Origin of the sequence: Cellulophaga fucicola, from assembly GCF_900119145.1 — a bacterium.
In the GTDB taxonomy this organism is placed as follows: domain Bacteria; phylum Bacteroidota; class Bacteroidia; order Flavobacteriales; family Flavobacteriaceae; genus Cellulophaga; species Cellulophaga fucicola.
In genome coordinates, this window is the sequence record NZ_FPIY01000002.1 from 666,888 (window position 1) to 678,690 (window position 11,803).

Here is an 11,803-nt window from a genome sequence, read left to right on the forward strand (position 1 = left end):
TGGGAACACTAACATACATTCTTTACCTTTGCGCACCTTAATTACTTATAATGGTTGCAAAGATTACGCAAGGTTTTTGGGCTAAAACCGCTCGGATAATTCTAAGAAATAGAATTCTCATTATATTACTTATTATAGCTTTCACTGTTTTCCTTGGGTTCCAATGGAAAAATATGAAGTTCTCTAGCTCAGAAGCTAACTTATTACCAGATCATCATCCGGTAAATGTTAAGTACCAATCATTTTTAAAACTATTTGGAGAAGAAGGCAATGTTATTGCTATAGCAGCAAAAGACAGCACCTTATATACTCCAGAAAAGTTTAATAGATGGAACAAACTTAGTAAACAATTAGATGCTTTTCCAGAGGTAGATTTTGTGTTATCTACGGACAATCTCAAAGAATTAGTAAAGTCTGAAGATGGACAAAAATTTCTACTTCAAAACTTTATAAAATCTAAACCTAGAACTAAAGCAGAAATAGATAGTTTAAAACAGCATCTTTTTGAAAATATGCCATTTTACGAAAACCTGCTTTACAATAAGGAAACAGGAACAATTAGAACATTAGTTTACCTAGACAAGGACATCGTAAATACATCTGTTAGAAAAGATTTTATCTTAAAAGATTTTCTGCATTTAACAGACAGATTTGAAGAAGAAACTAAGATGAATTTGCATATATCTGGAATGCCATATATACGCACAATGAACTCTAAGAACATAATAGACGAGATAAATAAATTTATACTAGCAGCGCTTGGTGTTACTTCATTAATTTTCTTTTTCTTTTTTAGGAGTTTTAGAGCCACATTTATATCTATGTGCGTTGTTATTATTGGTGTAATGTGGGCCTTTGGCATATTAGGATTGCTTCAATATGAAATTACAGTTTTAACAGCTTTAATACCACCGTTAATCATTGTAATAGGCATACCTAACTGTATATTTTTAATAAATAAATATCAGCAAGAGGTAAAAAAACACGGAAACAAAGCACTGTCTTTACAACGTGTTATCTCTAAAATAGGAAACGCAACCTTAATGACCAACATTACAACGGCGTCGGGTTTTGCAACATTCATAATTACAGACAGTCAGTTATTAAAAGAATTTGGTATTGTAGCCTCTATAAATATCATTGGTATTTTTATTCTTTCGCTATTAATTATTCCAATAGTTTACAGCTTTTTACCAATGCCAAAAGACAAGCATTTAAAGCATTTAAACACCAAATGGATTGATACATTTGTTAGTTGGATGGAAAACATTGTTAGAAATAAAAGAATCTCAGTATACATTGTATCTGTCCTTTTACTAACCATAAGTATTATTGGAATTTATCAGATAAAAATATCTGGTAGCCCTATAGAAGATATGCCAAAAAAAGCTGAATTCTTTAAAGATATTCGCTTTTTTGAAAAAGAATACAATGGCATAATGCCCGTAGAAATTGTAATAGATAGCAAAAGAAAGAATGGAGTTTTAAAGCCAGCAACATTAAAAAGAATGGACAAGCTTGGTGAGGTTATAGATGAAATTCCAGAACTATCTAAACCCATATCTATTGTAAATCTAGTAAAATACTCTAAACAAGCATTTTACAATGGTATTCCCAAATATTATCAGTTGCCAACCACGCAAGAGAACAACTTTATTATGGATGTTGTTCGTAACTCTAAGGGCGAGGGCAACTTATTAAAAAGCTTTGTGGACTCTACAGGACAAACAGCTCATATCACCACATTTATGAGAGATGTAGATACGGAGCGTATGCAAGACATAGAAAGTGAGCTACAAGAGAATTTAGACAAAATTTTTCCAAAAGAAAGATACAATACCTTCTTAACTGGCAAAGCTTTATTATTTTTAAAAGGGACAAAATACCTAGTTAACAACCTAGTATTATCATTAGCCCTAGCCATTGCACTTATAGCCTTATTTATGGCGTATTTATTTAGGTCTTTTAGAATGATTGTAATTTCTCTAATACCTAACCTATTACCTTTAATTATTACAGCTGGCGTAATGGGCTTTGTAGGTGTACCTATAAAACCATCTACTATATTAGTATTTAGTATTGCTTTTGGTATATCTGTAGATGATACCATTCACTTTTTAGCCAAATACAGGCAAGAACTAGTAGTAAACAAATGGGCAATTAAAAAATCTGTTTACGCCGCATTAAGAGAAACAGGAGTTAGTATGTTTTACACATCTATAGTGCTGTTCTTTGGCTTTTCGGTATTTATAATCTCAAACTTTGGTGGCACAGTAGCTCTAGGAGCATTAGTTTCTGCAACACTATTATTTGCAATGCTTGCAAATTTAATTTTACTACCATCACTACTACTATCCTTAGAGCGTAGTATAGCAAATAAACAAGTTCTTAAAAAACCACAAATAGATATTTTACCAAAAGACGAGGTAAAAATCAAGAAAAAAAATCAAATCAATAATCAAAACTAATTTGAGTATTTTAAAGACAACTCAAAAAAGCTATCTTTATCACTTAAAATAAGAAGTATATTTTACAGAAAATGAACACAAACAGCATAAAAGACTTATTGTCAGGGAAACAACTTTTACAAGAAGTAACCATTAATGGTTGGGTAAAAACATTTAGAAGCAATAGATTTATTGCTTTAAATGACGGCTCTACTATACAAAATATACAATGTGTTGTCGATTTTGAAAAGTTAGACGAAAACCTATTAAAGCAAATCTCTACAGGAGCCGCTATAAAAGTTAAAGGCACACTAGTAGAAAGCCAAGGAAAAGGCCAATCTTTAGAAGTACAAGTTTCTTCTTTAGAGGTTCATGGAACTGCAGATCCAGAAACGTATCCTATTCAACCTAAAAAACATACTTTAGAATTTTTAAGAGAAAAAGCACATTTACGCGTAAGAACAAATACTTTTTCTGCCGTAATGCGTATGCGCTCTGCCCTATCTTTTGCTGTACACCAATACTTTCAACAAAACGGATTTTTTCACGTTCACACTCCAATTGTAACTGGATCTGACGCTGAAGGAGCAGGAGAAATATTTAAAGTATCTACATTAGATAGCAAAAACCCTCCTTTAACTGAAGATGGAGATATTGATTACTCAAAAGACTTTTTTGGAAAAGAAACTAACCTAACTGTATCCGGACAACTAGAAGCAGAAACCTATGCAATGGGCCTTGGAAAAGTATATACTTTTGGACCAACTTTTAGAGCAGAAAACTCTAACACCTCTAGACACCTTGCAGAGTTCTGGATGATAGAACCAGAAATGGCTTTTTACGATTTAGATGCTAACATGGACTTAGCAGAAGACTTTATAAAAAGCGTATTATCTTATGTGCTAGAAAACTGTAAAGACGACTTAGAGTTTCTAGAAAAGCGTTTGTTAGACGAAGAAAAAACTAAACCTGTAGCCGAACGTAGTGAAATGCCTTTAATTGAAAAACTAAAGTTCATTACAGAAAACAACTTTAAAAGAGTTACTTACACAGAGGCTATAGACATACTAAAGAACAGCAAACCTAATAAGAAGAAAAAGTTTAAATTCCCTATAAATGAATGGGGTGCAGATTTACAAAGTGAACACGAACGTTTTCTTGTAGAAAAGCATTTTAAATGTCCTGTTATTTTGTTTGATTACCCAGCTAAAATAAAAGCATTTTATATGCGTTTAAATGAAGATGGCAAAACAGTAAGAGCAATGGATATTCTTTTTCCTGGTATAGGAGAAATAGTTGGTGGCTCGCAAAGAGAAGAACGTTTAGATGTTCTTTTAGAAAAAATGAAAGATCTTGACATAGACGAAAAAGAACTATGGTGGTATACAGACTTACGCAAATATGGTAGTGCTGTACACAGTGGTTTTGGTCTTGGTTTTGAGCGATTAGTGCTTTTTGCTACAGGAATGGGTAACATTAGAGACGTTATTCCTTTTCCAAGAACACCACAAAACGCAGAATTTTAGTAGTATTAACAACAAAAACAGTCATAAAAAGAATTAACATTAATGCTTAAACAACACCTACAATTTAAGTTATCTCAAAAGTTGTCTCCACAACAGATACAGCTTATGAAGTTAATTCAACTTCCTACTCAAGCTTTTGAACAACGTTTAAAACAAGAGTTAGAAGAAAATCCTGCTTTAGAAACTGGCAAAGATGAAGCCGATTCTATAGAGGATGAATATGATGATATATATGATAATGATACCGAAAAAATTGAAGCAGAAGATATAAACATAGACGAGTATCTTTCTGATGATGAAGTTCCTGACTATCGTACCCAAGCTAATAATTACAGTGCAGATGATGACGAAAAGAGCATACCATATGCTGCAGGAACATCTTTTCATCAATATTTAATGACACAATTAAACACTGTTTACTTAGACGATCAAGATTGGTCTATCGCAGAGTTTTTAATTGGTAGTGTAGATGAGAGCGGTTACATCCGTAGACCCATAGCGGATATTATGGATGACCTTGCTTTTACGCAAAATATATTTACTGAAGAAAAAGATATTCTAAAGGTCTTAAATCTAGTTCAAGACTTAGATCCGCCTGGTGTTGCTGCTAGATCTTTAGAAGAATGTTTAATTATACAATTATCTAGAAAAGAACAAACTCCAGAAATAGAGCTAGCTTCTTTAATTCTAGAAAAGTCTTTTGATCAGTTTACAAAAAAACATTATAAGAAGTTAATACAGAAACACAATATAACAGAAGAGGAACTTAAAGGTGCCATTTCTGAGATTGAAAAATTAAACCCAAAACCAGGCGGATCTTACGCAGGCAACACTAGAATAATAGAACACATTGTTCCTGATTTTTCTATAAAGATTGCTGATGGCGAATTAGAACTTACATTAAACGGAAGAAATGCTCCTGAGTTACACGTATCTAGACAGTATAACAATATGCTTGAAGGATATAAAAATTCTAAAACAAAATCTCAATCTCAAAAAGACACTGTATTTTTTATCAAACAAAAACTAGATGCAGCAAAGTGGTTTATAGACGCTATTAAACAAAGACAACAAACTCTTTTTATTACAATGAGCGCTATTATGAACTACCAAGAAGAGTACTTTTTAACAGGTGACGAGCGCAAGCTTAGACCAATGATTTTAAAAGATATTGCAGACACCATAGGTATGGATGTTTCTACCGTTTCCAGGGTAGCCAACAGTAAGTATGTAGACACGCCTTACGGCACTAAACTAATAAAGGAATACTTCTCTGAGTCTATGAAAAATGAGCAAGGAGAAGATGTATCTACAAAAGAAATAAAGAAAATACTTGAGACTGTTATTGGTGAAGAAGAAAAAAGAAAACCATTAACAGACGATAAACTGGCTGCCATATTAAAAGAAAAAGGTTATCCTATTGCCCGCCGTACAGTAGCCAAATACAGAGAACAACTAAACATTCCTGTAGCAAGGTTAAGAAAGCAGATTTAATGAAAGGACTTTCAAAACTAGCATCTTCTATTTTTCACCCTTTATTTACACCTGTAATTGGCACTTTGTGCTACTTTAAAATTACACCCCAATATTACACAGCAAATTTATTTATGGGCAACATATTACCCATACTTATATTAACAGTTATTGTTCCTTTAGTATGCTATATTATATTAAGAAGTGTAGGTGCAATATCTTCTTTTTCTGCCCCTTCATTAGAAGAACGAAAATATCCGCTATACATAAGCCTTGGCCTCTTATTACTTATTGTATATAAAGTAATACCCAACAACTACTCAAAAGAACTTTTCTTTTTCTTTTTAGGGTTAGTTGCCGCAACATTCAGCACCTTATTGCTGCTTTTTATGCGTTTTAAGAGCAGTATGCATTTAATGGGACTAGGAACATTAACTATGCTACTAATAAACCTTAGCGTCCATTTTGAAGTAAATATTATTTTTGCAATTGCTACCGCAATAATTTGCACAGGAATTGTAGCAACAAGTAGACTTTACCTTAAAGCAAATAGTAATTCAGAAATCATAGTAGGCTTTTTAATAGGCCTAGTTTCTCAATTTATTACAATAAAATATTGGTTATAAAATATAAAAGTTAAAACCAACTCTTATCGGTTTTAAGCTTAAGTCTTCACCGTTTACCGCAGCGCCATCTAACAAGCTATTTAGACCATAATAAACGTGTACATTCCACGTATTATAACCCATATTAAACTGCAGACCATACCTAATCTTATCTATATCGTCATTAGAAAAAGATTCCTTTAATTCATCTGAAACAAATTTTGATCTAGCTGAAAATGCATATCCTAATTTAACACCTCCATAAATTCTTAAAAACTTATAATCTGTTGGCGTAGATTTTCTCCAACGAAATTCAATTGGCAATTCAACTAAATGTGTCTCAATCTTACTACGTTTATAATCTGTATCATCATCAGCAAAAGAATATGCAATAACATTATTTTCTTTTGTTGCTATTAAATTAGAGTAATAGTTATTTACAGCATACCCTAAACCTAAACCTATAGACACAGTTCGATTTTTATTAATAGGCATATCTTTTATAAATCCAAATTGCAAACCAAAAGGAAGGTTTCTCTGCGTCATATCAGACGGTTTACTACCAAAAGTATTATAGGTTAAACCCAAATAAAACTGATCTTCTAAATAAAGACTATCTACAGTACTATTCTGTGCCGAAGCACCTAAAACAAACAAGAAAAAAATTATAAGAGAGCTATTGCGTAACATAAATAAACATTTAAAATGTTGGTACAAAAAAACGCTCCAAATAGTGTTACCTATCTGAAGCGCTTATAATAGTTTAACTATCTAAATTATTGTAAGTTTTTAAAGGCATCACCATCATATGTAGTGTAATTTACCTTTAAAGCATTTACTTTTCTTAACTCCTCTTTAATATCCATAATAATACCCATATTGGCATTCTTATCAACTTTTAAAGATGTAGTTATTGCATTTTGAACCTCTTGTGGTTTTTTAGCAATTTCTTCTAAAACGTAATCTCCTACCTCAGAAACATTAGCAAACTTATCGTTTAATTGTATCTTAGGCTCCTTACCAAATGCACTTTGGTATTTAGCTGTAGGTTCACCAACATAAATATAAACTACTCTATCTTTCTTTTCTAGTTTCTTAATTTCAGAAGCGTTAGGTAAATCATTTTCTACCAATGGCTCGCTATCTTTCATTACAGTAACCGTCATAAAGAAAAACAAAAGCATAAATACAATATCCGGAAGAGAAGCCGTAGAAACTGGAGGTAATTCTCCGTCTTTTTTCTTTTTAAATTTTGACATATTCCTTTGTATTAAATGTTATTAATTTGTGCTAGTTTCAGCTTCAGATAATTTCTGAGGATAAAGATCTTGAATTTTCTTAATTCTAACTTTCAATTTTTCCTTAGTTTCATCTGGAGTTTCTTGGTCTGCATATGCCGCTTCCATTTCTGTAAAAGACATATTATAACCTAACTTCTTAGCCGATCTATTACGCAATTCATTATACGCTGCAACTAACTCATTCTGTACTGTTATGTATACAGAATATTTAGTTTCACGATCATTCTTTAACGAAATAACTGCTTTAATTGGATTATCAGAAGACTCTGGACTTCTTTCTCCTTCACAGTAGTCACAATAATTAGGATCTCCCTTTATTGCTCCACCGTTATCTAAAAAAGCAACTGCTTTATCTTTTAGTTTCTTAATATCTAAAAGTTCTTCCTCTACAAGCAACTGACCATCTTTACCAATTTGAACAGTAAAAATATTTTTTTGCTTAAGAACTATTTGTTCGTCAGTAGGCGGCTCTTTAGGAGGCAACATACGATCTAATCCTGCATCTGTTTCTATAGTAGTAGTTACTAAGAAAAAGATAAGCAGTAAGAAAGCAATATCTGCCATAGAACCGGCACTTACTTCTGGTGCTCCACCTCTTCTTGCCATAATTATTATTTTTTATTTACCGATTAGTTTTTTTACACTTGGTACAATCATTAGAACAACAGCAACTATTGCTAATATTAAGAACGTGTAAATACCCGTTCCGATATTTTTAACTGTACTAGTTGTAGCATTCATATCTGTTAAAAACTGAGGATCTAAATCTTCTCCGTTTGATAAAAAGTACGAAATAATTACTACAAGTGCAAAACCAACTAAAGCAAATAAGGCTTTTTTAAGGTTCTCTGGAGTTGAAAACAAGTTTTTAAGTGTATAAACTAAGGCTACCACTACTGCTATACCTAATAAGATATATGTAATAATAAACATAAAGTTCATTGCACTACTGTTCGCCGCCTCTGCTGCTACCTCAGGAATAGTAAAATCCCCTGATGGTAAAAAATACCATAGCACAGCCGATATAAGGCCTATTACGATTAAGGCTATTTTAATTATTTTTTGCATAATGCTTTTGTATTAAGGTCCGACTTATTTTTTGTGATCTACCAACATATCAATCAAAGAGATTGAAGAATCTTCCATATCATTTACAATACTATCAATTTTAGCAATGATGTAATTATAAAAAATCTGAAGAATAATAGCTGTCACAAGACCAAATACAGTTGTTAATAATGCAACCTGAATATCACCTGCAATTAAAGATGCACTTAAGTTACCTACTGCTGCAATCTTCTGGAAGGCCTGGATCATACCAATTACCGTACCCATGAAACCAAGCATTGGCGCAATAGCAATAAATAAAGATAACCAAGAAACATTCTTCTCTAATTGACCCATTTGCACACCACCGTAAGCTACAACTGCTTTTTCTGCAGACTCTATGCTTTCACCAGCTCTATCTAATCCTTGGTAGAAAATAGACGCTACAGGTCCTTTTGTATTTCTACACACTTCTTTAGCTGCTTCTACACCACCAGATGCTAAAGCGTCTTCAACTTTTTGCTTTAATTTAGCAGTGTTTGTACTTGCCATGTTTAAATAAATAATTCTTTCTATTGCCACTGCAAGACCAAGAATTAAACATAAAAGTACAATACCCATAAATGCAGGTCCACCAGTAATAAATTGTTCTTTTAAAACTTGAACAAATCCTCTTGGAGCGTCTTTTTCCGCTGCTTCTTGTAATAAAGTAGCTGCATTTACTGTATTTGTACTAAAAACAAACAACCCAGCTACAGCTAGGATAGATGATAATCTTTTCATTTTCGAAACTTAATTTAGTTAGTTAATAGGGTTAAAGATAAAAAAAAAATGTTATAATAAAATTAAAATAAACTTATCTGCAGAGAGGAAGGGATTCGAACCCTCGATACACTTGTGATGTATACACACTTTCCAGGCGTGCGCCTTCGACCACTCGGCCACCTCTCTATTCATAAGTTTAACGGGGTCCAAATAACAAAAAAAATATTAGTTTAAGAAATTATATATGTTATTTTTATTGCAATTCTCCTCGCAAAGGTGTTTCAAAAAGTGTTTTAAATAGTTTTGGTGAGACACCAGTACCTAACAAATACATTAACTTAGTTACAGCTGCCTCTGTTGTAATATCCTTACCATTAATAATTTGCAAGCTCTGCAACTCCTCACTAGTTTCATACTGCCCCAGTAAAACACTACCTCCAGAACACTGTGTAACATTAACAATATGCAATCCTCTTTTTATTGCATTTTTTATATCATTTAGCAACCATTTATCTGTAGGTGCATTACCAGCACCATATGTTTCTAATATTACACCTTTTAAATCAGGAATATTTAACACACTTTTTAGTACATTCTTATTTAATCCTGGGAATAATTTGAGAATAACAACGTTATCATCCAGTTTTTTATGCACTTTTAATGGCTTCTGATGCTTCTTTTTTCTTAAATATTCGGTATTTACTTTTAAATGCACACCAGACTCTGCTAATTCAGGATAATTTAATGAAGCAAAAGCTTCAAAATGTTCCGCATTTATTTTTGTAGTACGGTTACCTCTATATAATTTATATTCAAAATACAAACACACTTCTTGTATTACAGCTCTATCACCTTCTCTTAAAGCCGCTATTTGAATAGAAGTAATTAAGTTTTCTTTTGCATCTGTACGCAAATCGCCTATTGGCAATTGAGACCCCGTTAAAATTACTGGCTTGCTCAAATGCTCTAACATATAACTTAAAGCAGAAGCAGTGTAACTCATAGTATCGCTACCGTGTAGAATTACAAAACCATCAAAAGCATCATAATTCTCCTCTATTAGAGTAGCAATAGACACCCAATGAGACGGATTCATATTAGATGAATCTATAGGCTCATCAAAAGAAACACTATCCACAGAACAATCTAACTGTTTTAATTCTGGTATACTTTTCATTAGATTATTAAAATTAAAAGCCTTTAAAGCTCCCGTTTTATAATCTTTTACCATACCAATTGTTCCTCCGGTATAGACAAGTAATATTTTTGTCTTATGTGCCATACTAATTTTCATTTTTACACTCCAAACACCGACTCAGAGTTCCTTGTTGTTATTTCTGCGATCTCTGCTATATCCTTATTATATATTTCGGCAAGTTTTTGCGCTACATTAACAATGTAGGCACTTTCATTTCTTTTACCTCTAAATGGTGTTGGCGCCAAATAAGGAGCATCTGTTTCTAAAACAATGTTTTCAATATCAATTTCGCTTAAAAATTTATCAATTTTACCATTCTTAAAAGTCACTACACCACCTATACCCAACTTCATATTGTAAGAAATAGCCAATTTTGCTTGTTCCAATGTGCCAGTAAAACAATGAAAAATACCGCGCAGATCATCACCTTTTTGTTCTTCTAAAATTTCAAAAACCTCGTCAAAGGCACCTCTACAGTGAATTACAATAGGTAATTTATATTTTTTAGCTAGCTGTATTTGATGTTTAAAAGCATGTTGTTGCTCTTTTAGAAATGTCTTATCCCAATACAAATCTATTCCAATTTCACCAACTGCATAAAATTTGCGTTGCGCTAACATTTCTTCAATATGCACCAATTCTACATGGTAATCCTCTTTTACATGCGTTGGATGAAGCCCCATCATTAAAAAAACATTATCTGGATAAGCCTCCTCCAAAGTCAACATAGAACTTGTGTAGGTCGAATCTATTGCAGGAATAAAAAAACGTTTTACCCCACTTTCCATTGCTTTTTGTATAGCCTCATCTCTATCTTGATCAAAAGCTTCACTATATAAATGTGTATGTGTATCTGTTAAAATCATACCGCAAAAATAGAATTATCTTATAGATTTTATTGTTTTTAAAACGATATAGTTTCATTTTCCTTTATCTCTTAAAGATTGATATATATTTGTACAAAAACTGAATACATGTCTAGCTTAAAAAAATTTCTACTTAAAAAAGGGTACACCAAAATTAAATTAACCCTTACTCCTACTAATCATTTTGAAATAAAAGCAAAAATTAATGATATTTCAGGTAGGTTTATTCTAGACACGGGAGCATCTAACACTTGCATAGGCATAGATAAAATTGAAAACTTTAAGCTAATTCCTGAAGATTCAGAAATAAAAGCTGCTGGTGCAGGCGCCACAGAAATGGACACCCAAATCTCTACTAAAAACACCATAAAAATTGGAGCCTGGAAATATCAGAAATTAAAAATTGTTTTATTTGATCTTATGCACGTTAACCAAGCTCTAATAAACCACAATGCACTACCCGTAGATGGTATTATTGGAGCTGACATATTAAAAAAGACAAAGGCTATTATAGATTACAATAAGAAATGTGTCTATTTTAAATTATAAGATAGTCTCATCCATTTTATAAGCAT

At 32.4% G+C, this 11,803-nt stretch carries 12 protein-coding genes and 1 tRNA gene; 5 read left to right on the forward strand and 8 right to left on the reverse strand.

Features of this window, described 5'->3' with window-relative positions:
• Window positions 1–50 precede the first annotated feature (50 nt).
• The 4 genes from BT107_RS09265 to BT107_RS09280 all read left to right on the forward strand — a co-directional run bounded on the left by BT107_RS09265 (window position 51) and on the right by BT107_RS09280 (window position 6,072).
• Window positions 51–2,468 (forward strand): efflux RND transporter permease subunit, encoded by a 2,418-nt coding sequence (locus tag BT107_RS09265; protein WP_072303502.1) that lies wholly within the window; start codon window positions 51–53, stop codon window positions 2,466–2,468.
• 71 nt (window positions 2,469–2,539) lie between these two features.
• Window positions 2,540–3,973, forward strand: coding sequence for an asparagine--tRNA ligase (asnS, locus tag BT107_RS09270; RefSeq protein ID WP_072303503.1), 1,434 nt, complete (start codon window positions 2,540–2,542; stop codon window positions 3,971–3,973).
• Window positions 3,974–4,015: 42 nt separating this feature from the next.
• Window positions 4,016–5,467: an RNA polymerase factor sigma-54 gene (gene rpoN / locus BT107_RS09275; RefSeq protein WP_072303504.1), complete on the forward strand. Its 1,452-nt coding sequence runs from the start codon at window positions 4,016–4,018 to the stop codon at window positions 5,465–5,467.
• On the forward strand, window positions 5,467–6,072 hold the full coding sequence (locus BT107_RS09280) for a hypothetical protein (protein ID WP_072303505.1): 606 nt from the start codon (window positions 5,467–5,469) through the stop codon (window positions 6,070–6,072). The genes rpoN and BT107_RS09280 overlap by 1 nt, the downstream gene beginning before the upstream one ends.
• Here BT107_RS09280 and BT107_RS09285 read toward each other — a convergent pair.
• From BT107_RS09285 to BT107_RS09320, 8 genes are all read right to left on the reverse strand, one after another.
• A complete protein-coding gene (locus BT107_RS09285) occupies window positions 6,067–6,741 on the reverse strand; it encodes a porin family protein (protein WP_072303506.1) in 675 nt (224 codons plus the stop codon). The two genes, BT107_RS09280 and BT107_RS09285, sit on opposite strands and share 6 nt — an antisense overlap.
• Before the next feature lie 86 nt (window positions 6,742–6,827).
• Window positions 6,828–7,310, reverse strand: coding sequence for an ExbD/TolR family protein (locus BT107_RS09290; protein WP_072303507.1), 483 nt, complete (start codon window positions 7,308–7,310; stop codon window positions 6,828–6,830).
• Window positions 7,311–7,331: 21 nt separating this feature from the next.
• A complete protein-coding gene (locus BT107_RS09295; RefSeq protein ID WP_072303508.1) occupies window positions 7,332–7,958 on the reverse strand; it encodes an ExbD/TolR family protein in 627 nt (208 codons plus the stop codon).
• 12 nt (window positions 7,959–7,970) lie between these two features.
• Window positions 7,971–8,420: a hypothetical protein gene (locus BT107_RS09300; protein WP_072303509.1), complete on the reverse strand. Its 450-nt coding sequence runs from the start codon at window positions 8,418–8,420 to the stop codon at window positions 7,971–7,973.
• A 24-nt stretch (window positions 8,421–8,444) separates the two neighbouring features.
• The gene (locus BT107_RS09305; protein ID WP_072303510.1) at window positions 8,445–9,182 is read right to left on the reverse strand and encodes a MotA/TolQ/ExbB proton channel family protein; all 738 of its coding nucleotides are present in this window, start codon (window positions 9,180–9,182) and stop codon (window positions 8,445–8,447) included.
• A gap of 80 nt (window positions 9,183–9,262) precedes the next feature.
• Window positions 9,263–9,350 (reverse strand) — tRNA-Ser (locus BT107_RS09310).
• 67 nt (window positions 9,351–9,417) lie between these two features.
• The gene (locus BT107_RS09315; RefSeq protein ID WP_072303794.1) at window positions 9,418–10,446 is read right to left on the reverse strand and encodes an asparaginase; all 1,029 of its coding nucleotides are present in this window, start codon (window positions 10,444–10,446) and stop codon (window positions 9,418–9,420) included.
• 14 nt (window positions 10,447–10,460) lie between these two features.
• The gene (locus tag BT107_RS09320; RefSeq protein WP_072303511.1) at window positions 10,461–11,228 is read right to left on the reverse strand and encodes a TatD family hydrolase; all 768 of its coding nucleotides are present in this window, start codon (window positions 11,226–11,228) and stop codon (window positions 10,461–10,463) included.
• Window positions 11,229–11,336: 108 nt separating this feature from the next.
• On the opposite strand from BT107_RS09320, the gene BT107_RS09325 reads away from it, so the two are divergent.
• Window positions 11,337–11,777 carry a retropepsin-like aspartic protease family protein gene (locus tag BT107_RS09325; protein WP_072303512.1) on the forward strand — a complete coding sequence of 147 codons (441 nt, stop codon included), beginning with the start codon at window positions 11,337–11,339 and terminating at the stop codon, window positions 11,775–11,777.
• Window positions 11,778–11,803 lie beyond the last annotated feature (26 nt).

Coding starts and splice junctions, on each gene's coding strand:
- BT107_RS09320 (WP_072303511.1), bottom strand. CDS start 11,228: ATGATTTTAACAGATACACATACACATTTATATAGTGAAGCTTTTGAT.
- BT107_RS09315 (WP_072303794.1), bottom strand. CDS start 10,446: ATGGCACATAAGACAAAAATATTACTTGTCTATACCGGAGGAACAATT.
- BT107_RS09300 (WP_072303509.1), bottom strand. CDS start 8,420: ATGCAAAAAATAATTAAAATAGCCTTAATCGTAATAGGCCTTATATCG.
- BT107_RS09325 (WP_072303512.1), top strand. CDS start 11,337: ATGTCTAGCTTAAAAAAATTTCTACTTAAAAAAGGGTACACCAAAATT.
- BT107_RS09290 (WP_072303507.1), bottom strand. CDS start 7,310: ATGTCAAAATTTAAAAAGAAAAAAGACGGAGAATTACCTCCAGTTTCT.
- BT107_RS09265 (WP_072303502.1), top strand. CDS start 51: ATGGTTGCAAAGATTACGCAAGGTTTTTGGGCTAAAACCGCTCGGATA.
- asnS (WP_072303503.1), top strand. CDS start 2,540: ATGAACACAAACAGCATAAAAGACTTATTGTCAGGGAAACAACTTTTA.
- rpoN (WP_072303504.1), top strand. CDS start 4,016: ATGCTTAAACAACACCTACAATTTAAGTTATCTCAAAAGTTGTCTCCA.
- BT107_RS09295 (WP_072303508.1), bottom strand. CDS start 7,958: ATGGCAAGAAGAGGTGGAGCACCAGAAGTAAGTGCCGGTTCTATGGCA.
- BT107_RS09280 (WP_072303505.1), top strand. CDS start 5,467: ATGAAAGGACTTTCAAAACTAGCATCTTCTATTTTTCACCCTTTATTT.
- BT107_RS09285 (WP_072303506.1), bottom strand. CDS start 6,741: ATGTTACGCAATAGCTCTCTTATAATTTTTTTCTTGTTTGTTTTAGGT.
- BT107_RS09305 (WP_072303510.1), bottom strand. CDS start 9,182: ATGAAAAGATTATCATCTATCCTAGCTGTAGCTGGGTTGTTTGTTTTT.